Origin of the sequence: Thalassotalea insulae (genome assembly GCF_030161395.1) — a bacterium.
GTDB lineage: Bacteria > Pseudomonadota > Gammaproteobacteria > Enterobacterales > Alteromonadaceae > Thalassotalea_E > Thalassotalea_E insulae.
On record NZ_BSST01000001.1, the window covers coordinates 2,506,589 to 2,531,788 of the forward strand.

Below are 25,200 nucleotides of genomic sequence, written 5' to 3' on the forward strand. Positions count from 1 at the left end.
GTTAAGTGTAGCAAGGGAATTAAAAATTACGTTAATGTTGTGACATTATTTCTTCAATTTGTTCTTCTAATTCAAGCCAATGCGTTTCGTTCTCTGAGATTTTCTGTTTAAGTTTTGCTTGCTGTTTTAACAATTCCGACAGGCGAGATTTATGTTGTTCTTGATAGATCTCTGTGTCCGCCAGTACTTGCTCGACTTGATCTAGTTCCTGTTGCCACTGAGTAACCTTTCGCTCATATTGCTGAGCTTGCTTTTTTAATGGCGCAGCTTTTTTTCTTAACTCTGCTTGTTGTTTGCGTTGTTGCTTTTTATCCAAGCTGGTGTCTGAGGTAGTTATTTTATCGCCTTGAATGTTGATTTTCTTATCGTCGTTAAGCCATTGCTGATAGTCATCAATATCACCTGAAAATTCGCTGACTTTACCGTTAGCGACTAAATAAAATTCATCGACGCAGGACTCTAATAAGTACCTGTCGTGAGCGATAAGAATAATTGCACCGTTAAATTCCTGTAATGCCAGTACTAACGCTTGACGCATTTCCAGATCTAAATGGTTGGTTGGCTCATCCAACAGCAGCAATTGTGGCTTGTCTAATACTATTAGTGCTAGTACCAGTCGTGCTTTTTCTCCACCTGACATCGTATTGACTGCTGATAATGACTGATCGCCACTAAAGCCAAAGCGTCCTAAAAAAGTGCGGGCCTGAAGCTCCCCAAATTCAGGTTTAGCACGAATAATATGTTCAATCGCATTCGAGCTCATATGCAGTTGTTCCAACTGGTGTTGAGAAAAGTAACCGATACGTAATTCCTGTGCACAATAACGAGTACCATCGAGTATATGTATATCGCCAGCCAGCGATTTGATTAGTGTTGATTTACCGGCGCCATTGCGACCGAGTAAGCCAATACGGCTTCCCGGTACCAAGGAAATATTGGTTTGATCAAGTATTTTAATATCTTGGCTATAACCACAATTAGCATTTTCTAATGACAGAAGCGGATAAGGCATATAATCTGGCTTTTCAAAACTAAACGTAAACTGGCTATCGACATGTGCTGGTGCTAAATCCGGTAATTTTTGCAAGCGCTTTAATCGACTTTGTGCCTGTTTTGCTTTACTAGCTTTAGCGCGAAAGCGATCGACAAAAGCGGTTAAATGAGCCACTTCTTTTTGTTGTTTTTGATATTGGGCATCTTGTTGTGCCAATTGCTCTGCTCGCTGGCGTTCAAACGAACTATAGTTACCGCTATAAAGTTTGGCGGTTTGTCGTTCGATATGAAGAATTTGGCTGACGACATCGTCAAGAAAATCACGATCATGTGAAATTAATACTAGCGTACCGGTAAAACGTTTCAACCAGTTCTGTAACCAAATAACCGCATCTAAGTCGAGGTGGTTAGTCGGCTCATCCAGCAACAATAAATCACTGCGACTGATCAGTGCTTGAGCTAAGTTTAATCGCATGCGCCAGCCACCGGAAAATGCTTTTACCGGTTGACCAAGTTGTTCTTGCAAAAAGCCTAAGCCATGCAGTAACTCGCCAGCTCGAGCGGGCAGACTGTAACCATGAATGATATCTATCTGATTAATCAGTGTTGCTTCTAAATTGCCATCGTTGTTAGCTCTTGCTTCTGTCAGTTGCTGCTCTAACTCACGAAATTCTTGATCACCATCAATGACATACTCCAATGCAGATTTTTCTAGTGCAGGCGTTTCTTGTTTAACCGTTGCTATTTTCCAGGTAGACGGCATTGATAGCTCGCCGGCATCAGGTTGCAGCTGTCCTAATAATGCGGAAAATAAAGAAGACTTGCCACAGCCATTTGCCCCAACTAAGCCCACTTTATGGTTAGGGTGGATAGTAAAACTTGAACGGCTAATTAAGTTTTTAATGCCTCGGTCTAAGCTTAGGTCGACTGCGGTGATCATGAAAAATCCTGATAATTGATAAACGCCGCTATTGTCGCTTTTCCTTAGGTTGTTATTCAAGGTAAAATATCGCTATTGACTCAGATTAATTAAAATTGAGAATAGTTGTGAAAAAAAGGTTTATAGCTGGTGCGGTGTGCCCTAAATGTCAGGCAATGGACACTATGGCGTTAACAAAAGAAAATGATGTCGAAACTGTCACTTGTGTTAATTGTGGTGAACAGATGACTCAGCCAGAAGAGCAAGTTGAAAAAGCAACACGCCAGCACGAACAAGTGATAGGGGTTTTTAAGCCTTAAAATATCGCTAAGTTGTGTCATTAGCAGTGATTATTTGCCGATTTTAAACAAGCTTGGCAAATAAACACGTGCTAGTAGTGAATTAATAGTGTGGCGGAGGTGGTTCTAATTCTTGCTTATCTGACATGTTTGGCTGAGCTTCTTTAAGTCTGGTTGCGATAAGCTTTAATTGCAGTTTTAGGTTAGTAATTTCTTCTTGGTGCACTGCAAGTTCATGATTTAATTGTTCAATAACATCGTCTTGAAAGGCATTTCTTGATTCAAGCGCTTCAATACTTTGTTCTAGCTGTTCTATTGTCAGGGAAGACTGGTTCGCCATGATTCTGCATATCCAGATGATGATTCAGTTAATATCAGGCCATTATCGCTAAAAGCGACGCTATAAACAACTGCCCCGGCGGGACGAATATCATCGCGGGGAGTTACTCGCCAACTGTCAAGGCGTTTGCCACTTGCTACTTCCCAGATACTCACTTTACGTGATGGTGCGCCAGTAACTAAATATTGACCGTCTGCGGAGAAGCCCACTGCGCTAAATACTTCTTGGCGGTTGGTGTATTTTAACTGGCTGACTAATTGACCATTAGTCAGGTCCCAGATATTTGCTGATTTTTTGCTGTCGGCGCTGAAGGCGTAGCGGCCTTTCGGGTCTAATGCTACCGTAGTGACCCGACTCGGGTGATTAAACCGGTAGATAACTTGACCGCTTTCGGTGTCCCAGACGTAAGCAACGAAATCGTTTGAACCTGAAATAGCGATGCGGCCATTAGGTAGCATATCAACGGAATTGACCTTTTCCTGATGACCTAAGAATTCGATTCGACGACCTGTTTTTGGTGCAAGGTGCACTACTTTACCGTCACTTTTGCCAATTAAGATATATTTACCATTATTAGCAACGGCGATATCGCGAATATTGGAGCTGCCGATTTGCCAGTAGCCTTCAGATTTTCCTGTGGTGGTATTCCACAGAGAAAAATTAGTTCTGCTGGCGGTTAATACATGGCTGTTATTGTCAGCAATATCGGCGGCTAACACTAGATTATCGGCGGTATCTTGTTGCTGAGACCAGTTGAATTTTAATGCATTATTTTCGATATCCCATAAGCTGATACCGTGATGAATTGACGAAACAACACTTAAAGTTCCATCGTTGGAAATATTAGCCGCATAAGCCCCTTCAACCGCATGTTGCCAACGGATCACCGGCTTTTGTCCTGCGGGGTGGCAGGCAAGTAAAGATAAACAGAGTAGTACTAAAATGACTGAATATCGTTTCTGTTTACAAATAGTCAAAATTTTATGCTTTTATCAGCTCACATTTACCGTTAGTATAAGTTCTTTTTTTACACATGTGTATCGCACAGTAACTTTGTTATTTTATCAAAGATCAAAAGAACCTTAACGGAGAATTAAATGAAATTGTTTAAACCCACTTTAGTGGCAATGGCTCTTGTTTCAGTAATTGGTTGCCAACAAGAAGCAAAACAAGAAGAAAAAGCGCCAGTATTAGACACAGAAGTGCAAAAACAAGCGTATGGGTTAGGGGCATCTATCGGTATGTTCACACAACGTAATTTGTCTGAGCAAGAGAAACTTGGTTTAACCTTAGATCAAACCTTGATCCTTCGTGGCTTTAAAGACAGCTTAGCGGGTAAGTCAGTAATTGAAAAAGAAGAAATTCAAGCTTTGATGATGAATTTAGAGCAAAGCATGAAAACTAAGCAACAAGAAGCGGCGACTAAAGCGGCAGAAGCAAGCTTAGCTGAAGGGCAAAAATTCCTTGAAGAAAATGCCAAGAAAGAAGGCGTTCAGGTAACTGAATCAGGTATTCAGTACGTCGTACTTGCTGAAGGCGAAGGTGAAAAACCGCAAGCAACGGATACGGTAAAAGTTCACTATCGTGGCACATTCTTAAACGGTGAAGAGTTTGATAGTTCATACAGCCGCAATCAACCGGCAGTATTCCCATTAAACCGTGTTATTGCTGGCTGGACTGAAGGTGTTCAGTTAATGTCAGTGGGTTCTAAATTCAAGTTTACTATTCCTTCTGATTTAGCATACGGACCAAATGGTAACCCACCTCGTATTCCGGGTAATTCAGTCTTGGAATTTGAAATTGAATTATTAGAAATTCAAAAAGCGGAAGAGCCAGCTAAAGTTGGTGACGCAGCTACTCAATAATCTTGCGTTAATCTTATAATGAAAAACCAGCGAATTACGCTGGTTTTTTTATGTGCAGGATGCACGGTATAGCGCGGGTTCATGGATGGACAGGAGCGCATATGTGCACGACTGCATGGATGCAGGAGATAGAGAGAAGCAGGATGCCAGAGCCGAGGATGCACGGTCAGTTTTTTAAAACTAAGTACCTGCATCCATTGCTGGCATTAGCGCGGACTCATGAACGAATAGCTGCGTTTAAGCTAGCATTATAAACTGTTATTTAGCACTTCACTGAGCCTCACCGCAGCTTGCATCATACGTTGTTTTAACAGTGCCTGGTATTTCAGATGATAGTCGTTGGTTAATTTAATCGTTTGGTCTTGATTTGATTGGCAAACTTCGCCGCTATTATGGCAATACTGCAGCGCATCACTTCTAACTATCGTCAATGACTCATTGGCCCAGTCAATAATAGTGCTGTGACGCCACTGTTTAACCGGCGCAGTGCTCAATGCGGTTTTGAGCCCACGGTAAAGTGAGTGCTTAAAGGTGGAGTAATCAAAGTTTTCCTCAGGCTTATTTAATGGATAAAGTAAGCACTCATCCCAGTACCAGTGCAAATTGCCACAACGGCCGACCGCAGGTATCACCTTGTTTTTATTGCCGCCTAAATCGCTGGCAAAACTGACATGTAGCGGCTGGTGAATATCGCCGAGCCAATGGCTTAAAAACATTAAAGCTGCGACTTTTTCATACTTGTCTTGTGCTTTGATTAATTGTTGTTGATGATAAGAAATGGCCTGAGTGAGGCAGTCTTTTTCGCAGGAATTTTCATTAATGCCGGTGTGTTCTCTAGCCACATTTAAGTAATGCCAAGATTTAAACCGGGCAAAACTATCTTCTCTTTTTATTGCATCCGCCCAAGTGCAACTATCGGCAAAGCTGATTATCTGATTTTTCGGTTGATGGTTATAGCGATTAATTGCTGCCTGATCTTTTACTGGCAGCGTAGCTAATAGCTGAATCACTTTTTGCTGGTTAGCAGGGGGTAGTAGTTCGAAGCTTAGCTGGCACACTAGCTGATGACCAAGTTTTCCTAGTGCCCAGCTTGGTGTTGATAATATACTTATCGATAGCAGTAATAATAAAGATAACCGTCTTTTCATAACACGTCTCATCATTTTGGCTGACAATTTATAGCATTAATCACGAAATAAAAATATGCTTAAGCTTATACTTAAACTAAGGTCGCTGATGTTTGGAAAGAAATGGATCATTTTGATGTTGTTATTGTCGGTGCTGGTGTCGTTGGCTTGGCGATTGCGGCCAAGTTTTCACAGCAATTTAAAAAAGTACTGTTAATTGAGAAAAATGCTCATTTTGGTGAAGAAACCAGCAGTCGTAACAGTGAAGTGATCCACGCTGGCATCTATTATCCGCAAGCGAGCTTAAAAGCGAAACTTTGTGTACAAGGTAAACTCGCACTATATGATTATTGTGAAAAAATGCATATTCCCTATCAACGTTTAGGAAAATTGTTAGTGGGCCATAATGCAGATGAAGAAGTGTTTCTTAATAAAACAATCGCTATTGCCGAACATAATGGTGTTGACGACCTGGAGTGGCGTTCACAACGAGAATTACAAACAATAGAGCCTGAATTGTCTGCGTCTGCCGCGTTATTCTCGCCTTCTACCGGCATTATTGATGTTCACCGTTATATGCAAAGCTTGCTTGGCCAGTTTGAACATCAAGGTGGGTTATATGTTGCTCATACTGAACTGTTATCGGCCGATTTTGATGAGAAAGGGTTTAGGGTAAAGCTATTAAGCGTGAATGAATCAATTGAACTGACCACTAAATTATTGATTAATAGTGGTGGCTTACACAGCACTAAAGTGGCAGAAAATATAAAAGCCATGCCCGGTGCTTTGATCCCTAAATTGCACTATTGCCGCGGTCATTATTTTTCTTATTCAGGTGCCAGCCCGTTCAGTCACTTGATTTACCCAATACCTGAAGCGAATGGTTTAGGGATTCATGCCTCATTAGATATCGGTGGTCAGCTCAAATTTGGTCCCGACACTCAATATCTAGAGACTCTGGATTATGATGTACCAGAGCAGTTACGTGATAAATTTTATCTGGCGGTGAAAAAGTATTTCCCGAGAGTGCAAAAAGAGAAATTGCAACCAGCTTATTCAGGTATTCGGCCAAAATTACAGGGCGAGCACGACGGCTTTTGTGATTTCAATATTCAGCTGCCTAGCCAGCATGGCCTGCCAGGGCTAGTGAATTTATTTGGCATCGACTCGCCAGGCTTAACCTCAAGTTTATCGATTGCAGATTATATTGTTGAACAAGTGTTAGATGGTTAATTAACCCGAACATTAATTAACCAAAGGTTATAAGCTATATTTAATTATTTATTCAAAAATAGTGAATATTTTGTCATTATCGTTTTGCCACTAATTACATTTGTGCAAAGTTTTTCAAGGATGGTGGCAAGATGTAATTAATAGTTGTCTGAATAGAAGTGAACTCTCTGGTGAATTGGTAGGACAATCAGGCTGCGATTTAATGATCGAATTTAAAATCATTAACGAGCAATTTTTTCGGGTAGCTTTTTGCTACCCTTTTTTTTTGGAGCGTCTGGTGGCTTATGTAATGCGTGAATGATTTTCTAATTTGCACTTAAAGTTGTTGCTTCACTGTTTATAGTGACTAGTGATAACCTAAGATAAAGTGAAAATCGTATTGATTGTAATCTGACGGTTCGTTTTGTTTATTGCCTGTTTTTGATTGCTTGATTATTGGCTCGTTAGTTAAATGATTAGTTTCTTGCGCTTTACTGTTTTTTGAAGCTATCTGATCTCGCTTATTTAACATCAGTTTCACCTGTATAAATTATGTTATGACACTATCCTAAAGCTTGATAAATAACGATTAAAAAAGAAATCAACAATGTAATGAAAGGTTGAAAAATAATCGTCATTCAATCAGTTTGTTCATTGATTGCAACGGAAATTGTTTTTTAGCAGGTATGGGTTAAATCGGGAATGGAAGTAATTACTGTTGATAGAAGGTGCAAATTCAGATAATTGTGTGATTAGCATATTTACTTTATCGGCGAGAATACAATCATGTTTTAGCATCGGATAGGTTTTTTGCCAATATTGATCAAGCCATAATACCGCCCAGATTTCAGCTTTATCTTCTTCAAGACCTGACATTGCATAGCCGTTGACAAAGCCCGGGTAAGGGTTGGTAAATAAGGAAACGTTACTGCTTCTAGCATTATGTCCGCCATCACCATAGGCAAAGTTTGCGACGTTCAAATTTTGCCAGTTCGGATCTTTGTAATAAGCGCTGCCAAACAGTTGTTGTTCCAGCATATGATAAAATTCATGATGAATGACTCGTCGGGCATATCCTTCATTTTTAGCATTAATATCATAGTAAAGTACTTCATTAATATAGTCAGGTACTGCCGCTCTATATTGCTCACCAACGTATAATTCTTTGACAAAAATAACCGTTTTCAGATTTGACAACGTAATTAACTCAGCAGGCATTTTGCTAAATTCTTGTTCAAAAATATTAAGGTAATTATCTAGTTTTTTGCGATCGTTTTCTCTGAGTATTTGATAGCTAATTGGCCAGTGACTAGGCACAATCTTACGAGCATCTGAGGTAAAAGTTACATGATAGTATTCGCTGTATATTGGAAGTAATTGCTCGGTTATTGGGGCTGACAACTGATTCAATGAGTTTAAAGAAGAACAGCCTGCTATTAGTAATGTTAAGAGTACACAGAGGTATTTATAGATCATTAACAATCATTTCCTAAGTTTCGAAACTGATTGGTGAAACTTCTACTGATCTTAATTGGTTCATCAATATGCTTCATCACCGCAAACATCTGCTCGCTTTCGCTATTTCGAATATGATCGAGTAGATTAATATTAATAATAGTGCTGCGGTGAACTTGCCAAAAATACTCTGGATCAAGCTGCTGTATGATTGATTTTAATGGAAGTTTCAATAATGAAGTACGTTCTTCGGTGACAACCTCTATATATCGGCCACATGCTTTAAAGTAGATAACATCGTTGATTGGAATCAGCCAAAGCTTATTGCCAATTTGTACTCTTAATCTTGAAAGGTAAGTTTTCTTCGTTAAGCCCTGTAATATATTGAACATATCAATTGGTAGATCAGTTAAGCGGCTTTTTAATCGTTCTATACAATTTTTAAGCCGGCTATCAGAATAAGGTTTCAGCAAATAATCGATAGCACCTGAGTCAAACGCTTGGATCGCGTATTTATCGTATGCGGTGACAAATACTACATGGCAACTGTGTTGAGCTTCACATACTACTTCAAGACCTGAGACATCTCCCATTTGAATATCTAAAAATGCAACATCAGGTTTAAGGTTTTCCATCAATGTCAGAGCTTCTTTACCTGTTTCGGCGACAGCAATTATTTCTGCTTCAGGCCAAAATTTTTGAATTTTATTGATCAGGCTTAACCGCAAGATCTCTTCATCTTCAGCAATCAATACGTTAGTCATAAACGGGAACCTCTAGTACGGCGAGTGTTTCTTTTTCTGGGAGTGCTTTTATCGTGAGGGCGGCATCATCACCATAAGTGATTTTCAGTCGAGATTTTAAATTCTCTAAGCCTGTCCCGTTATTGCTTGCTGTGTAAAGTCCTGCAGAATCACTCACTATTGCCTTGATATTCTTTTTATTTGTCATTGCACAGGATATGGTAATATTTCCTTTGCCATTGGTTTTCTCAATGCCATGTTTTATCGCATTTTCAACTAGTGTTAATAATGACATTGGCACAATAGGTAAGTGTTCTAGCTCTTTTGGGATTTGGATATCAAAGTCAAATTTATTTGAAAATCTGACTTTTTGAATGCTCAGGTACCTGATAAGCATTTCTTTTTCTTCCCCCAGTTTAACAAATTTATATCTGAAAACGGGAACGGTTGAACGTAAATATTCGGTGAGTTCTTCCAGTAAATATTTCGCTTTTTCAGCATCAATATCAATTAAGTTATGGAGACTTGCCAGAGTATTAAAGAAAAAATGAGGTTCTATCTGAGCTTGTAGTAGGTGTAATTCTAACTCGGTTTGCTCACGTACTTTAAACTGTTCAATGTATTTCTGTTTGATCAGCTGGAACTTTGGTTGTGATTCTCTATTTTGGACATATGCCATGACAATCACAGCCCAGGTAGTTGATAAAAAAGCCGAGGATGAATAGACCAGCGCCTGAATTATCGGGTGTGTCTGGTTGTCACTCCAGTTAAAGATGAAAAACACGATAGGGGCACTAATGGCGAATGACATGATGCCTATCATCAATATTCGGGATAAGTCTAGTTTGACATCAGGTCCTCGGGATAAAAATAGGTAAGTAAACGCCAGTGCGAAACCAAAAACATTCATTACTTTAAAGTAACCAATAAACGCGGTATAGAGTGATGCAAAGTTAATTTGTTCTGATAAATAAATATCATAAAGCGCCCTTAATAGGGCAAAAGTTGAGTTGATCAACAAAATCGTAAAGATATTCCTTACGGTCATTAAATAGAAACTTGCTTTGATAGACGTTATAAAACTGCTCATTACTTATTTATGTCTCGGTGAATTGTAAAAATACGCCATTTCTACAGATAGAAATGGCGATTTAATGCAATGTCAGCGTTTAAAATTTATAGGTCATAGAAACTGTAGCAAATCTACCTATGGTATCAAATAGTCCTGCGGTATATCCTAAGTGATAGCTGGCGCCTCCGCGATTTGCCATTGGTAATTGCGGGGTTTCTTTATCAAATAAGTTATTGATCGCTAAATTAAAATTGAGTTGTTTGTTAAGCCAATAATTCACGCTAAGGTCGGTATACACCACGGCTTTGGTATATAATGGATGCCTATCTTCAGCTGTCGCATTAATGTCTGTTTTTTGTTGATCGATATAGCGATTGGTTAAGGTTGCTGAAAAATCCTGATATTGGTAAGTTAAATTAATGTTTGCTCGCCATTTAGGAAAGGCAAGGCTATCAACATATTCTACTGGCGGCGAAAGTTGGTCAGACTGTAATTGCCGCTCTATTAGCTTTGACAGTATGGTATTTAAATATACTTGCCCATAACTGCCAAAATCGTATTGATAGTTAATGTTGATATCTAAGCCCCTGACTTTATGTTTAGATAAGTTTAACTGGGTGGTTTCTACCAGCGATATTTGGCCTTGCTCATTGCGCGAGACGTAATCACAAAATACATTGTCTGTGCTCAAAGAATCTACACAAGAGCTGATAATGGAATTAACACCGAGTGAGTTTATTTCACCACTAAGATCGATATCCCAATAATCAAACACTAGATCCAGATTTTCAATCCAGCGCGGAGAGATAACGGCACCTATGGTGGTTGTTTTTGCTTCTTCTGGTTCTAACGCTTTGTTTCCTGAGTTATTGGTAGTGGCCCAGGTCCAATAAGGAATATTGGCTGAGTCTGCCCCTAGTGTTGCACAGTTCTGCGTGCGGGTAGGGCTGCCATCAACGCCCCAAGGACTACAAGGGTCGTTAACCCATTGGCCGCCGTAACTTTCTGTGGCAAATATTTCGTTGATATTAGGTGCTCTAACTGCCTGAGCGAGAGAAGCCCTAAATTTAATATCATCAATGGGTTGCCATTCGGCGCCAATGTTCCAGCTGGTATTTCCTCCTGCTGTACTATAGTCGGCATAGCGCACTGCACCTTCTATCGATAGTGATTTCGCAAAGGTTTGATCTGATAGAAGCGGAACGCGTAGTTCACCATATACTTCAGTGACGTGATAAGAACCTTCAACAGGTAAGGTTACTGAGTTCCCTGTGCCTACACCGCTTTGCGATATTTCAGAAGGAATTGAACGGCTTTTTTCATCCCGGTATTCAATACCTGCTGCAAAGGCCAACTCACCTGCAGGTAGCATAAATATTGGGCCAGAAATATTCGCGGTGAATAAAGACTGTTCTATTTCTGATTGGTCAGTATGTTCGGGTAATGACACGTAAGACAACATTTCATCTGTTAGTGGTTGAAAAACGTTAACCGGAACACAGCTTGAATCGCATGTCGTGCCCCATACGCCGATAGCGGCATCCCAATTACTTTGGCGAATACCACCATAATTAACCACATCGCTTTTTGCTTTACCGTATTGAGCCGAAGTGCTCCAGTAATAGTCTTGGTTGATGTAGCCTTCTAATTGGCCGACAATTTGGTAGATTGAATTGCTCCAATCTGCGCCACCTTCGCCTAATTCCGGAAAGTAACCGGCCCACTCTAATCCTTGTCCTGTGCGGTTAACCTCATTTAATTGTTCGCTTGAATAAAACGGGTAGTCTGTTGGCAGGTAATTGCCGCCATATTCTGCATAGGGTGACCAACGTTGCTCGGAGTCCGAACGGGCATACTTGCCATCTAAAAACAGACTCACATTATTCGCGAGTTCTTTTTGATAAGTCAGGTTAACATTGAATTTTTCAGAAGGTACAGACAGGCGTTGGTATTGATAATCACCGTGATAATAGCCTTTGCCATCGGTATAAGCGCCAAAGAAGCCTTCACTGGCGTTGCCTAATATACCGCCTGGTCCCATCGCAGTTGGTGAAATAGTGCCGTCACTGTTTTGCTTATAAACTTTGCCGTCGATAAAGAAATTTCTGTCAGACTGATTCCAAAAGCGAATATATTGCTGCACTGTGGTATCAGGTACGCCGTCAATGGTGCCATCCGGGTCGAGTGGATTTTCTAAATAGGCGATATCATTGTCAACATAACTGCGATTTTTAGCTAAAATTTCTTTGGTTTTATAGTAGCTAAAATTGGCAACCAAATTTCCACCAAGTACTTCCCGACCATGAGTGATATCGAAAGCCGTGCGCTCGCCATCTTGTTCATTAGACTGACCAAATGAGGCTTTTACTTCTGTACCTTCAAAACTTTTTTTCAAGATAATGTTCATGACGCCGGCAACTGCGTCGGCGCCATAAATAGCAGACGCGCCACCTGTCATAATTTCAATGCGATCAATTAATGGCACCGGAATTGACGAAACGTCCACGATTGTTGTGCCGGTAAAAGATGGCACATGTCGTTTACCATTGACTAACACCAGCGTGCGTTCTGCTCCTAATCCTCTGAGGTTTTGACTGGCCATGCCGGCAAAGCCGTTAAAGTTGCTGGTGGTATCGCCTAAATCGGGAACTGAGATCGGTAATTTATTTAAATAATCGTTAATATTTAAAGAGCCTGAGCTGGTGATGTCTTCGCCTGATACTGAAATTACTGAGGTTACCGCTTCCATTTCTGTCCGTTTTATCCGGCTACCGGTAATTTCAATGACTTCGACCTGTTCCTTGTTTTTAGATTCGTCTGATACTTGTTCTATTTGCTGACTATTGGCCCATGGTGCATAACACGCCGCCATAACAGCTAATGTAATCGCTGATTTTTTTATCTCTGCAATAGATTTGCTGTGTTTCATCTCGTTTATTCCCCTTACCTGTCTGTAGTTTTTGTTATCGACTTTGGCTATCCAATCAAATCTCTGATTTCTATGGCAGAGGGAATGAAGCTAAGCGCTTTTAAAATGTCACAGAATGACGTTATTTTGTTATGAAAATTAAGCTTATAGAGTGCCTAGTAATCTACATTGCTTGTTAAGTTTACCTTGATATAAAACTTATTTGTTTCAATTTTATAATGACTTTTGAAATGAAATTTCTGTTTATTTACCGTCGGATAAAGCCTTAATGTTTGACCATCAATAATGACATCTATAGGCATATCAAATTCAGCAACATCACTTTTCCACCAGTATTCAACTGTGTTTTCTTTTTCACGGGTTTCCAGAACAGGTAAGTGATTAAAATAAAGATATTGGTCAAAAGTTTTTTCAAAATCGTAATCAAAATAATCATTGAAAAAATTAAGTACATCGACTGTTGTGAGTATTTGCTTTTTAAAGGTTAGGGTAAAAGATTTAACGCCAGCCCACCATTTTTCATCATCTTGCACTATGTGTCGTAAGGTATTAATAAATAATGCTCCTTTGAAATAAATATCACTGTTTGGCCAGTGTGCCACCGAAGGTTCACCAATTAATGGTAAGCGAGTAGATATACCTTAAAACTTAGTGTTATAGACTAAAGGGATTCTCATTAACTTTTTCTTTCATGCATAGATAGCTTTAAGTTCTGCTATTACATAGAAATGAGCATATCGGAGAATATTCTCATTCCCGAATAGATTCACCAAGTAAGTGATATCACACCAGAAGTTAATTTTTTATTTCTTTTTGGAATAAAAAAGCCGTTTCTATTCTTTTTCTTTTAGTTAGTGACCGTCTATATTTGCACCATTATTTTGAAATGGGCGAATTGACACTATGTTGCCAGATCAACAGAATTTAAATCAAACAATGTTAGATGCCAATCAGCTGGCGTCGCTACAGCAAACTATTGGTAATTTTTCCCCGCTGCAGCTTGCCTGGGCAAGCGGCTATTTAGCAGCAAAAGCTGAAGGCGCTTCGTCGGCAGTATTACCGGTAGCCGCGAACAGTCAAGCGTCATCTACGTTAACGATATTATTTGGCTCACAAACTGGTAATGCTAAAGGCGTGGCAAAAGCATTGGCTGAGCAGGCACAGGCACAGGGCTTAACTGTTGACTGTAAAAACATGGGCGAGTTTAAGCCGAAAAGCATTAAAAACGTTTCTCATTTATTAATTGTTGCCAGTACTAATGGTGAAGGCGAGCCGCCTGATGATGCTATTGCATTTCATGAGTTTTTATCGTCAAAGAAAGCACCTAAATTAGACCACTTGCACTATAGCGTGCTCGCGTTAGGCGACACCAGTTATGAGTTTTTCTGCCAAACGGGTAAAGACTTTGATGAATATTTAACTAAGCTTGGTGCAAAACAAATTGCGCCGCGTGTTGATTGTGATGTTGATTATGAAGACGCTGCCAATGCCTGGTCGAGCGACATCATCAGTAAAGCGAAAGATATGCTGGGCGATGCTACAGCAGTTTCTAATGTTGTGGCTATGCCTACGGTTGGCGCAGCTAGCCAATATAGCAAACAGAATCCGTATGCTGCAGAACTTAGTGTCAGCCAAAAAATTACTGGTCGAGATTCTAATAAAGATGTTCGCCATATTGAAATTGATCTGGGTGACTCTGGTATAACTTATCAAGCCGGTGATGCACTGGGTGTCTGGTTTGAAAATGACGTTGAATTGGTTGCAGAGTTAATTAGTGAGCTTGGTTTTGCTGCCAATGATCAGGTTGAGTTGTCTGGTGACACTTTAACATTAAAAGAAGTGCTAACCTCAAAACTGGAAATTACTCAGACTTCAGTGAACTTTGTCAGCTTTTGGGCTGAGCAGTCGAAAAATGCTGAACTATTAGCGTTAGTGGCTGATAAAAATGCTGCGCGTGAATATGCAGCAAACCATCAAGTCGTTGATGTGGTTAAAGCGGCTCCTGCAAAAGTAAGTGTTCAGGCTTTTATCGAAGCTTTGCGTAAAATCACCCCTCGTTTATATTCTATTGCGTCAAGTCAGGCGGAAGTGGAAGATGAAGTACATTTAACCGTTGGCTTGGTTGAATATCAGGCAAATGGCCATACCCGCAGTGGTGGTGCCTCCGGCTTTTTAGGTAAACGTCTTGAAGAAGGCGGCGAAGTCAAAGTGTTTATTGAGCACAATGATAACTTCCGTTTACCGGCTGACGGTAATACCCCGGTGATCATGATCGGTCCAGGTACCGGTATTGCGCCGTTTAGAGCTTTTTTACAAGAGCGCGAAGCAACTGATGCACAAGGTGATAACTGGTTGTTTTTTGGCGATCAAACCTTTACCCAAGATTTTCTTTATCAAGTGGAGTGGCAGGCTTATTTAAAATCTGGCTTGTTAACTAAAATTGATTTGGCTTTTTCTCGCGATCAGGCAGAAAAAATCTATGTTCAGGACAGATTACGTGAAAGTGCTGAACAAGTATTTGCCTGGTTAGAAAAAGGCGCACACCTATATATCTGTGGTGATATGAGCCGAATGGCAAAAGATGTTGAAGCGGCGTTAGTGGATATCATTTCAGAGCAAGGCAATAAAACGGCTGAACAAGCACAGCAATATTTAAAAGATTTACGTGACGCTAAGCGTTATCAGAAGGATGTATATTAATGACTGATACAACTCAAGCACATGGTCCTTTAGTCGTTGAAGGCAAGCTGGCTGATAACGAGCGATTAAAAGGCGAAAGTAACTTTTTACGCGGCACTATTGCGCAAGATTTACAAGATCCAGTCACTGGTGGCTTTACTGCTGATAACTTCCAGCTGATTCGCTTTCATGGCATGTACCAGCAAGACGATAGAGATATTCGCGCAGAACGCACTAAGCAAAAATTAGAACCATTACATAATGTTATGCTTAGAGCGCGGATGCCTGGCGGTATTATCAAGCCGGAGCAATGGCTGGCGATTGACAAGTTTGCTGCGGAAAAAACCATGTATGGTTCAATTCGTTTAACCACACGCCAAACGTTTCAGTTCCACGGGGTGTTAAAGCCAAATATCAAATTAATGCACCAAACGCTTAACAGCATAGGTATTGACTCAATCGCCACTGCTGGTGACGTTAACCGTAATGTCTTGTGTACTACTAATCCTGTGGAGTCTGAACTTCATCAGGAAGCTTATGATTGGGCCAAGAAAATAAGTGAGCACTTGCTACCAAAAACTCGCGCTTATGCGGAAATTTGGTTAGACGGTGAAAAACTCGAAGGTGCTCATGGTGAAAATACCGAAGAGCCAATTTTAGGCAGTCATTACTTGCCGCGTAAATTTAAAACGACGGTAGTTATTCCCCCACAAAATGATGTTGATGTGCATGCGAATGATTTGAACTTTGTTGCTATTGCTGAAAACGGAAAGTTAGTGGGCTTTAATGTGTTAGTCGGTGGTGGCTTAGCCATGACCCATGGTGATAAGTCAACCTATCCACGTAAAGCGGATGATTTTGGCTTTGTGCCATTAGCAAAAACATTAGAAGTTGCTGCGGCAGTGGTGACCACCCAGCGTGATTGGGGCAACCGGGTTAATCGTAAAAATGCCAAAACTAAATACACGCTAGATCGTGTAGGTACTGAAGTGTTTAAAGCGGAAGTGGAAAAACGTGCTGGCATCATGTTTGAAGCGTCACGCCCGTATGAATTTACCGGGCGGGGGGATCGTATTGGTTGGGTTGATGGTATTGATGGTAAACATCATTTAGCGCTGTTTATTGAAAATGGTCGAATTTTAGATTATCCAGGTAAACCATTAAAAACTGGTGTTGCAGAAATTGCCAAAATCCATCAAGGGGATTTTCGCATGACCGCCAACCAGAACCTGATTATTGCTGGCGTTGCAACTGAAGATAAAGCGCAGATTGAAGCAATCGCCAAAGCTCATGGTTTGATGGACAACAGCGTATCTAATCAGCGAAAGAATTCCATGGCATGTGTGGCGTTTCCAACTTGTCCGTTAGCCATGGCAGAAGCAGAGCGTTATTTACCTGGTTTAGTGAATGATGTTGAAAGCATTTTAGCGCAACACGGTGTCAGTGATGAGCGTATTATTTTACGTGTTACTGGCTGCCCAAATGGTTGTGGCCGCGCTATGTTGGCGGAAATTGGTTTGGTGGGTAAAGGTCCAGGAAAATATAACATGCATTTAGGCGGTAATATTGCGGGTACCCGTGTGCCAAAAATGTATAAAGAAAACTTATCTGAACAAGATATTTTGACTGAAATTGATGCTCTGGTTGCCCGTTGGGTTGCAGAACGAAATGCCAATGAAGCATTTGGTGATTTTGTTATTCGCACCGGGATCATTGCTGAAGTTAAAGTCAGTAAGCGAGATTTCTATGACTAATGTGAGTGCGCCGGTGTCAGGGACGGTGATCAATAACCGATTTCCTGCCTCTTTGCCAGAACCCTGGTTAGAACAATGGAATGAATCACTGGAACAGCAAAATGCAACGGAACGTGTCGAGTGGGCGATGGAGAATTTGCCCTCGCAATTTGTTCTGTCATCAAGCTTTGGTATTCAGTCTGCGGTAATGTTGCATATGTTAACTCAGGTGGATGCGAATATTCCGGTATTGTTAACTGATACCGGTCATTTGTTTCCGGAAACCTATCAGTTTATTGAGCAGTTAACTGATAGATTGAAGTTAAATCTACAAGTGTACAGTGCGAAAGAAAGTGCTGCTTGGCAGTTAGCGAAATATGGTGAAGAGTGGGCACAGGATGAAACGTCATTAAAAGCGTATAATCGTCGGAATAAGGTTGAACCATTAGAACGTGGTTTAACTGAATTGAACGCTGGTACCTGGTTCTCCGGCATTCGACGTCAGCAATCTAGCCATCGTGAGGGATTGTCTGTTGTTAGCATTTTACGTGGTCGTTTTAAGGTTCATCCCATTATTGACTGGAGCAACCGAGATGTTCATCAATACCTGACTAAACATGGCTTACCGTATCACCCGTTATGGGACAAAGGCTATGTTTCGGTCGGAGATACTCATAGCACCCGGCCATTAACTTTAGGTATGGATGAAAGTGAAACCCGCTTTTCAGGAATGCAACGAGAATGTGGTCTGCATACCGATGGTGATGGTATCTAAGCAGCGCGAAAGATTACTGTTTTATAGAAAGTCAGAAGTTATTTGCTTCTGGCTTTTTTGTTTCTAAGCTATGCGAAATAAACCTGCTAACTCTTGTTTAATCGTAGTCAGATATTTATTGTTGGCATTGTCGGCAATTAGCTGGGCCAGTTCGGTACCTATCGGAGTAAACTTATAAAAGCTTAACAGGCAATTATTTCTTTCTGCGTTAAACGTTAATGGCATGCCATTATAATTGAGGGAGATGGATTCGCCCTTCGCTATTGGCGTTGTTTCCGTTTCCTGAATGAATATCAAATGATTGTCTGCTAATGTCAGTAATTCTGAATAAGACAGCCCAAACGAGCTTAAATTGATTTTATGTTCTCTGTCTTTACTGAAAAAATTAAACAAACCTGGCATTTGTGAAGCACCAGAGATGATGCGCATACTCTTATGATATTGATCTTTTACTGCCAGCGAGCAGGCTTTGGATAGCAATTTAGCTTCATTAATACTTAAGGTGCGAAATGCTTGCAATGATTTTAGTGAAAAGCTACCGGGGGCGGTAATTTCTCCGGCAAGGATTTTGGCCCATAGATCTTGCATGGTTTTATTACTGACATCTTCTGCCAAAGTAGTAAAACTGTTAAACCAGTCTTGATCCGCGCGGTCGGTTACTTCACTGTCAGAACAATATTGAATGGATTTATGAATAATGCTTTCTAAGTTTTGCTGTTTGCGCAATTGTAATAGTCGTTCACGTTTTCTTGCCCGTTCTTCAATAGGCTGCTGTTTGTCAGCTTGTAATAACGCGCCATCGATAACAAATTGTCGCGCCAGCCCTAATAATTGCATCTGGGAAGATGGGTTGGCATTGTGTTGAGTTTTACTCTCAGGAGTTACTTTATCGGCAGAAATAACTTGCGAACTGGCTTTAGGCGACGTCACTGTGGTTGGTGTGGTGGAAGAAGTTTTAGTGATTTTCATGCTAACGTCCTAATAACCATATTATTTCCGATTAATTTATCCAGTATCGTTTGCTTTGATTAGTTTGTCTATCGTTAACGCACGATGAAATAAAAAATAGGCAATTGAATAAACTTCACCTATTATTTACAAATAGATAACATGTCTTTGAACTAAAGAGTGAATATTGACATTGTAGGTTGAATATTCTGTCACTCACTTTTATTATGTAAGTGAAAGCATTTAATTTATAATGATTAACTCTTACTAGCAGCACATGAATAGAGTGGCTTGAAGTCTACTTATTTCGAGGAATATATGCAGGCATCCGAAGAAACAAACGATGATTTTTTGTTTATCGATGATAGCGATGAAGACGAGATTCTAGAGGACTCAGGCGGCGATACATGGAAAGTGTTGATCGTAGATGATGATCCGGAAATCCATTCTGTTACCCAGTTAGCTCTGTCTGATTTGGTTGTCTTAGGTAAACGTCTTGAATATCTTCATGCTTATTCTGGCCGTGATGCCTGTCAATTAATCGAACAACATCTTGATATTGTTTTAGTCTTGCTTGATGTGGTGATGGAAACAGATGATGCTGGGCTAAATGTCGTTAAGCATATTCGAGAAACCTTGCTACGTCAGGATATTCGCATAGTTTTAAGAACCGGGCAGCCAGGTTACGCGCCGGAAGAAAGTGTCATTAAAGATTATGATATTAATGATTACAAGACTAAAACCGAATTAACACGTCGTAAATTAGTCACCACGGTTTATGCGGCGATTCGCTCTTACCAACAAATTGATACTGTTACCCAAAACCGTATTGGCTTAGAAAAAATTATTGGTGCGGCTGCTGAATTGCTGGAATTGCACTCAGTGCATGAATATGCCGAAGGGGTACTGACGCAATTAAGTTTATTAAGTGATAGCCAATCCGGCGTTTTTTGTGCCCGTGGTCAAGGTATCGTCGACGGCGCTGATGACTTAAGTTTATATGTTTTAGGGCAAAAAGGTCTTTCTACTGTACTTAATAATCAGAAACTGGAAATGTTATCAAATGATGCTATTCAGCAGCAGATAGCTAATTGTTTTCAGCAAAAACAACGAGTTTTTAATAAAGATAGTGCCAGCCTGTATTTAGCCAGTGGCGGCTACCGAGCGGTAATTCATTTAACTTTAAACGCTGCATTAAGTGATATTCAAAAGCAATTAATTGAAGTGTTCTTAAGTAATATTGCTATCGGTTACGAAAATGTTCATCTGTTTCAGAAGTTACGTGATGCTGCTTATAAAGACTGGTTAACTGAATTACCGAATCGACTTGAGTTCGTTAATTTACTTGATGGTTTTGCTCAAAGTGATGAAGCTAATTTGGTGGCAGGGTTAATTGACATTAACCACTTTAGCGATATTAACGACGGATTAGGACAAGATCTAGGTAATCAGCTATTAATGGCAGTTACTAGCCGAATGAAATCAATGGGGGAAGATTGTTGTTTTGCCCGTGTTGGTGCAGATGTCTTTGGTATTATTGGACCAAAAGATAGCGTTAATCCTGAAAAATTAAACGCCTTATTTGTTCAGCCTTTCTCGGCTGGTGAACAAAACTTACCGATTAATGCTTGCTTTGGTTTGTGTGAAAAGCAAGATGCTGGTGCCCGAGGCGTTAAAGTACTCAATCAGATCAATATCGCGCTTAATTTAGCGAAGAAAAGTACTCAAGAACACTATGTCTATTATAAACAGGAAATGGAAGAGCAGACCCTGTGGCGTTTAGGCATGATCAGACAACTCAGAACAGATTTTGCTGATAATCGTCTGGAGCTTTGGTATCAACCGCAACTGAATTTGCAATCCGGCAAAGTTATTGGTGCAGAAGCTTTACTGAGGTGGCGTACCGCTGATGGTCAATTTGTATCTCCCGCGGTATTTATTCCATTAGCTGAATATTCTGGCTTAATCATTGATATTGGTGATTGGGTCATTAATCAGGCGTGTCAGCAAATTAAAGTTCTTGAAGAACATTCATTTACTGATGTTGGTATCTCGGTCAATGTTTCTATCCCGCAATTTAGACGGGAAAATTTTGTTGATAGCATTATGGAAGCAACTAACAAGCATAAGGTTAAACCACGTAAATTAGAGTTAGAAATCACTGAAAATATTTTAATGGATGAACCTCAGGTTGTGATTGATGCCTTAGTTAAATTGAAAGAACAAGGGATCAGCATAGCGCTGGATGATTTCGGTACCGGTTATTCTTCAATGAGCTACTTGCAGAAATTACCGTTAGACCGTTTAAAAGTTGACCGTTCATTTGTTAACGATATTGCCAAACCAGAACATGCGATAATTGCAGAAACTATTATTAACCTTGGTAAACAGATGAACTTAAAAGTCATTGCTGAAGGGATTGAAGATCAAGAGCAACAAGCAAAATTAAAGTCGTTGGCATGTGATGAGGTACAAGGTTTCTTCTATGCTAAGCCGATGCCTGCCGATGAGTTTCTTGCGTTCTTAGAAGCTAATAAATAAGTTTTAATCGCAGAAAAATTGCCGCAAATAGAGCTGAGTATTTTTACTCAGCTTTTTTATACCTGTAATTCTGCATTAACAACGCTGTTACTATAAAGTCTATGGCAACAGCATGTGATGGCAGTCAAATGAGTGGACTATTGTGCGTTAACTGGTAAAACTTCATCTCGACGTAGTTCAGTCCCTTGACTTGGGTTAAGCGGAATTTGCAGCGATAACAATAATGAACAGCAGGCAAAGCCTGCACCGACATAAAACACTAAAGACGAGTTAATGAGCCATACCATACCAAGCAATACCGGGATGACGACCGCAGCGATATGATTGATAGAAAAACTAACCCCCGCACTAGCAGCAATATCTTCTGGCTTTGCGATCTTCTGGAAATAGGTTTTTATCGCAATCGCCAATGCAAAAAATAAATGGTCGATAACATATAAGATCGCAGCAAAGGTGGCATTTTCAGCCAAGCCATAGGCGATAAACAAAATAATCAAGCCGATATATTCAAAACGCAGGACTTTACGCTCACCAATAATGCCGATCAGCTTGCCGATTTTAGCGGCAAATAACCAATTAAAAACATAGTTAATCAAGAACAGAGCACTAATATCGGCAACACTATAATGAAATTTCTCAACCATTAAAAAGCCAGCGAAGACAACAAAAATTTGCCGGCGGGCGCCACTGAAAAAGGTTAATGCATAAAATAGCCAGTAGCGCTTGCGTAAGATTAGTTTCTTTTCCTGCTCGGCTTCAATTGGAAACTGCTGGAAACTTAGTGCTAATAATAATGTTAAGGTAAGGGCTAAGCCGCCAAACAAAGTGTATGTTGCCTGATAAGACCAGGACAACCATTCCATCAGCAGCCAGATGCTGCTGTAGGCCAGTAATGAAGCGATAGACTTAGCTGATAACATACGCCCCATAAAATGGGCTGCCTTGTCTTTATCAATCCATTGCAGCGTCAGTGATTGGCTAATAGTTTCAAAATAATGAAAACCAACTGACATGATCACAGTGGTGACATATAAGCCGATAGCACTTGGAAAATAACCGGTAATTGCTACGCCAAAGGCGGTGAGTCCCAGAGCAGCCAACGCAAACTTTTGTTCTCGAATAAATAACAGCAGGTAAATTGCCGTAAATGCTAGAAAGCCAGGTATTTCTCGTAGGCTTTGTAAAATGCCGATTTCTTTACCTGTAAACTGGGCTTTTTCAATAACAAAGTTATTTAGCAATGCCATCCAGACAGAAAAAACCAACGGCATAATAAAGGCCATCGCTAAAAGCAGGTTTTCAGGGGAATTCAGTTTTGCGGAGAGTTTCATGGCGATTGGTTATTGTGAGTTAAAGAACTATTTTAACCAATTGGTGTTTAATAGCCATTAATTAAACGCACGATACCTGATCAAAAACTGTGTTGATATTCAACGGTTATTTGTTGTCCTCGCGCCGGTAATTGTCGTAATGGCTGATCGTCTATTTCGCCTATCGTGGTGATAGTGGCGTGCTGATAGTCTTTATCCAAAAGATTTTTGACCGTTAAAGTAAGGGTATTTTTGTCATTTAGCAAATAGCGGCTATGTAAATTAAGTAAAGTTAACGAATGTTTATCGGTTAAAGTATCGATACGGCTGCGCCAATGAAGTTGTATGTTGTTTTGCCACTTGTCGCTAATTTGCCAGTTAACGCCCAAGAGTCCATAGCTTTTTGGGGCCAGTAATTCGGAAGGGAGTAACATCGCCGTTGCATCAACCTTTGAATGGTTACGGAAGATGTAGCTAAAGTGACCATGTAACTGCCATTGTGGGTTGATAGTCCAGCGCCATTCATTTTCTAGTCCGCTCGTCTGATTGGAAGAAATATTGGCTAATTGGGTGATATCGTTACTGGTATCAAAACCAATTAAATCGGAAATATGGTTTTCAAACAGGGTGGAGGAAAAAAAGAAGTCGTTACTGATGTATTGGTAATTAACTTCTGCCGATTTTAATACCGTTGGTTTTAACGTTTGGTTACCGTCAACCAGCCCGCTTTCTTCGTCATACAAATCACCCAGTGATGGCACGCGGTAAGCTTCATTGTAGGCCAACTTAAATATATGATGGTTATCGGCTTGATAAACTAAAGCAACTCTTGGATTGGTTCTGTTGGCGATGTCGTTATAGGTGTCTAATCTTAGCCCTGCCGTCAGACTGAGTTTCGTCGACCAATGAGTTTGTAACTGTAAATAACCACTTAGTGTTTTGCGACGAGTGTCGAGTACGATTCTTTGATTGCTCTCACCAAAAACCGTTATATCATCCAGGTACTCCAGATCGCCGTAAAGATTGTAGTTACTTTTAATCGCAGCGTTTGGTAATTTACTTAAACTCCAGTCAATACCGGAAGAGAGCTCAAACATCTCGTTGATCGGATAGATAAAATCAACGCCTGCCTGTTTATTGTCATAGGAAAAATGTTCGCCAAACAGCAAAGGTGCGGCTGCAAATATATCGTCATTTTGGGGTTGTAGCATGGCTACCGAGCGGCGGTGACCCTGATGCCACTGGCCACTAAAAGCTAACTGTTTATCGTCAGTTAAGTTCAATGTATAACTAAGCTGATGAATTAAGTTATTCTGCTGTAGTTGATTGGCCTGATTGTTAACCCGGCGAAAAAGATAAAACTGTTCGAATTGGTAGTTTTTATATAGCGTTAACCACTTAAAATTTCGATAGTTAACTGCGAACATTGCCTGTGAGCTTTTATGAGGATCTGAGGTTTGTTGTTCGATGGCAAAACGGTCAAATATCATCCGGTAGGTTTCGCCATCCTGTCGCTCTTTGTCGAATGAAAAACCTAGTTCCCAGTCATTAACTGTGTATTGCCATGCTATGCTGGCCTGTCGGGAATTGAGTGTACCAGCGGAGACAGTCAATTCGGGTTGAATTTTGGTGATTATGTTAATAACGCCATTAAAGGCATTAGCACCATAAAGCGCAGAACCTGGCCCTCTGATCACTTCAACACGTTCAACCTGACTGAGTTTAAATGCACGTATTAAATAATTGATCCCGCCGGTGTAGTCTTCATTAATTCTCTGACCATTGAGCAAAAATAAAATAGTATTGGCATATTTTTGGGCATGACCACGGCTGACCATGTAGGAATCATTGCCCTCTATTGAGTTATAGGACGCATAAAAACCTGGAATATGGTTCATAAGCTCGACTAGCGACTTTACCCCTAAGTTTTCGATGTCTGAGCGAGTTAAGAACGAAATACTGGCCGGCGCAGTCAAAGCTGTTGTTTCACTGACCGTTGCTATGCTGACAGGTGTCTGCATTAATTGCTTAAGGGACAGGGAAAAAATATCATCGAGTGAATTAGCGCCGCTGTTACACGTTACCACTAGCAGTGCTGGTAAATACTTTGGTATTCGGCTCATTCATATCCTTTGGCATTTAAAGTTATAGGAACTTGATACAAAACTTATATCATCAAAAAACTTGTGATCCTAACCCTATTAATAGCTTGGCTTTAATAATTACTCAAATTAATACGCTTAATTAAAACGCTTGTTTA

Annotated in this window: 21 protein-coding genes; 8 read left to right on the forward strand and 13 right to left on the reverse strand. The window is 40.3% G+C overall.

The window, feature by feature from the left end; all coding sequences use genetic code 11:
- Window positions 1-31 precede the first annotated feature (31 nt).
- Window positions 32-1,933: an ATP-binding cassette domain-containing protein gene (locus QQK06_RS11435; protein WP_284244807.1), complete on the reverse strand. Its 1,902-nt coding sequence runs from the start codon at window positions 1,931-1,933 to the stop codon at window positions 32-34.
- Window positions 1,934-2,040: 107 nt separating this feature from the next.
- Here QQK06_RS11435 and QQK06_RS11440 point away from each other — a divergent pair, with 107 nt between their 5' ends.
- On the forward strand, window positions 2,041-2,232 hold the full coding sequence (locus tag QQK06_RS11440; protein WP_431313646.1) for a YheV family putative zinc ribbon protein: 192 nt from the start codon (window positions 2,041-2,043) through the stop codon (window positions 2,230-2,232).
- 82 nt (window positions 2,233-2,314) lie between these two features.
- On the opposite strand, the gene QQK06_RS11445 is transcribed toward QQK06_RS11440, so the two are convergent.
- Both QQK06_RS11445 and QQK06_RS11450 read right to left on the reverse strand, forming a co-directional pair.
- The gene (locus QQK06_RS11445) at window positions 2,315-2,551 is read right to left on the reverse strand and encodes a SlyX family protein (protein WP_284244808.1); all 237 of its coding nucleotides are present in this window, start codon (window positions 2,549-2,551) and stop codon (window positions 2,315-2,317) included.
- Window positions 2,530-3,528 (reverse strand): WD40 repeat domain-containing protein, encoded by a 999-nt coding sequence (locus QQK06_RS11450; RefSeq protein WP_284244809.1) that lies wholly within the window; start codon window positions 3,526-3,528, stop codon window positions 2,530-2,532. Before QQK06_RS11450 ends, QQK06_RS11445 begins: the two co-directional genes overlap by 22 nt.
- A gap of 120 nt (window positions 3,529-3,648) precedes the next feature.
- Between QQK06_RS11450 and bamJ the strand changes: the two genes are divergently transcribed.
- Both bamJ and QQK06_RS11460 read left to right on the forward strand, forming a co-directional pair.
- Window positions 3,649-4,416: a BamJ family beta-barrel-assembly machinery protein gene (bamJ, locus tag QQK06_RS11455; RefSeq protein ID WP_284244810.1), complete on the forward strand. Its 768-nt coding sequence runs from the start codon at window positions 3,649-3,651 to the stop codon at window positions 4,414-4,416.
- A gap of 101 nt (window positions 4,417-4,517) precedes the next feature.
- A complete protein-coding gene (locus QQK06_RS11460; RefSeq protein ID WP_284244811.1) occupies window positions 4,518-4,670 on the forward strand; it encodes a hypothetical protein in 153 nt (50 codons plus the stop codon).
- Here the strand turns inward: QQK06_RS11460 and QQK06_RS11465 are convergent.
- Window positions 4,665-5,564, reverse strand: a complete 900-nt coding sequence (locus QQK06_RS11465) for a S1/P1 nuclease (protein WP_284244812.1) — start codon at window positions 5,562-5,564, stop codon at window positions 4,665-4,667. The two genes, QQK06_RS11460 and QQK06_RS11465, sit on opposite strands and share 6 nt — an antisense overlap.
- 102 nt (window positions 5,565-5,666) lie before the next feature.
- Here QQK06_RS11465 and QQK06_RS11470 point away from each other — a divergent pair, with 102 nt between their 5' ends.
- Window positions 5,667-6,776 (forward strand): NAD(P)/FAD-dependent oxidoreductase, encoded by a 1,110-nt coding sequence (locus QQK06_RS11470; protein ID WP_284244813.1) that lies wholly within the window; start codon window positions 5,667-5,669, stop codon window positions 6,774-6,776.
- Window positions 6,777-7,122: 346 nt separating this feature from the next.
- Here QQK06_RS11470 and QQK06_RS11475 read toward each other — a convergent pair whose 3' ends face one another.
- The 6 genes from QQK06_RS11475 to QQK06_RS11500 all read right to left on the reverse strand — a co-directional run bounded on the left by QQK06_RS11475 (window position 7,123) and on the right by QQK06_RS11500 (window position 13,556).
- Window positions 7,123-7,287, reverse strand: coding sequence for a hypothetical protein (locus tag QQK06_RS11475; protein WP_284244814.1), 165 nt, complete (start codon window positions 7,285-7,287; stop codon window positions 7,123-7,125).
- A gap of 119 nt (window positions 7,288-7,406) precedes the next feature.
- On the reverse strand, window positions 7,407-8,156 hold the full coding sequence (locus QQK06_RS11480; protein ID WP_284244815.1) for a putative zinc-binding metallopeptidase: 750 nt from the start codon (window positions 8,154-8,156) through the stop codon (window positions 7,407-7,409).
- Window positions 8,157-8,230: 74 nt separating this feature from the next.
- The gene (locus QQK06_RS11485; RefSeq protein ID WP_284244816.1) at window positions 8,231-8,974 is read right to left on the reverse strand and encodes a LytR/AlgR family response regulator transcription factor; all 744 of its coding nucleotides are present in this window, start codon (window positions 8,972-8,974) and stop codon (window positions 8,231-8,233) included.
- Window positions 8,967-10,001, reverse strand: coding sequence for a sensor histidine kinase (locus tag QQK06_RS11490; RefSeq protein ID WP_284244817.1), 1,035 nt, complete (start codon window positions 9,999-10,001; stop codon window positions 8,967-8,969). The genes QQK06_RS11485 and QQK06_RS11490 overlap by 8 nt, the downstream gene beginning before the upstream one ends.
- Before the next feature lie 121 nt (window positions 10,002-10,122).
- The gene (locus QQK06_RS11495; RefSeq protein WP_284244818.1) at window positions 10,123-12,954 is read right to left on the reverse strand and encodes a TonB-dependent receptor domain-containing protein; all 2,832 of its coding nucleotides are present in this window, start codon (window positions 12,952-12,954) and stop codon (window positions 10,123-10,125) included.
- Window positions 12,955-13,109: 155 nt separating this feature from the next.
- The gene (locus tag QQK06_RS11500; protein ID WP_284244819.1) at window positions 13,110-13,556 is read right to left on the reverse strand and encodes a hypothetical protein; all 447 of its coding nucleotides are present in this window, start codon (window positions 13,554-13,556) and stop codon (window positions 13,110-13,112) included.
- Between the two features lie 301 nt (window positions 13,557-13,857).
- Between QQK06_RS11500 and QQK06_RS11505 the strand changes: the two genes are divergently transcribed.
- Genes QQK06_RS11505 through QQK06_RS11515 form a run of 3 tightly spaced genes read left to right on the forward strand, consistent with a single transcriptional unit; the run spans window position 13,858 to window position 18,141 of the window.
- Window positions 13,858-15,654, forward strand: a complete 1,797-nt coding sequence (locus QQK06_RS11505) for an assimilatory sulfite reductase (NADPH) flavoprotein subunit (RefSeq protein WP_284244820.1) — start codon at window positions 13,858-13,860, stop codon at window positions 15,652-15,654.
- Window positions 15,654-17,387, forward strand: coding sequence for an assimilatory sulfite reductase (NADPH) hemoprotein subunit (gene cysI, locus QQK06_RS11510; protein ID WP_284244821.1), 1,734 nt, complete (start codon window positions 15,654-15,656; stop codon window positions 17,385-17,387). The genes QQK06_RS11505 and cysI overlap by 1 nt, the downstream gene beginning before the upstream one ends.
- A complete protein-coding gene (locus QQK06_RS11515; RefSeq protein ID WP_284244822.1) occupies window positions 17,380-18,141 on the forward strand; it encodes a phosphoadenylyl-sulfate reductase in 762 nt (253 codons plus the stop codon). The genes cysI and QQK06_RS11515 overlap by 8 nt, the downstream gene beginning before the upstream one ends.
- A gap of 63 nt (window positions 18,142-18,204) precedes the next feature.
- Here QQK06_RS11515 and QQK06_RS11520 read toward each other — a convergent pair whose 3' ends face one another.
- Window positions 18,205-19,110, reverse strand: a complete 906-nt coding sequence (locus QQK06_RS11520) for a TIGR03899 family protein (protein WP_284244823.1) — start codon at window positions 19,108-19,110, stop codon at window positions 18,205-18,207.
- A gap of 297 nt (window positions 19,111-19,407) precedes the next feature.
- Here QQK06_RS11520 and QQK06_RS11525 point away from each other — a divergent pair, with 297 nt between their 5' ends.
- On the forward strand, window positions 19,408-21,630 hold the full coding sequence (locus QQK06_RS11525) for a two-component system response regulator (RefSeq protein ID WP_284244824.1): 2,223 nt from the start codon (window positions 19,408-19,410) through the stop codon (window positions 21,628-21,630).
- A 137-nt stretch (window positions 21,631-21,767) separates the two neighbouring features.
- On the opposite strand, the gene QQK06_RS11530 is transcribed toward QQK06_RS11525, so the two are convergent.
- Window positions 21,768-22,961, reverse strand: coding sequence for an MFS transporter (locus QQK06_RS11530; protein ID WP_284244825.1), 1,194 nt, complete (start codon window positions 22,959-22,961; stop codon window positions 21,768-21,770).
- Window positions 22,962-23,041: 80 nt separating this feature from the next.
- Complete coding sequence (locus tag QQK06_RS11535) at window positions 23,042-25,063, reverse strand: TonB-dependent receptor plug domain-containing protein (protein WP_284244826.1); 2,022 nt, start codon at window positions 25,061-25,063, stop codon at window positions 23,042-23,044.
- Window positions 25,064-25,200 lie beyond the last annotated feature (137 nt).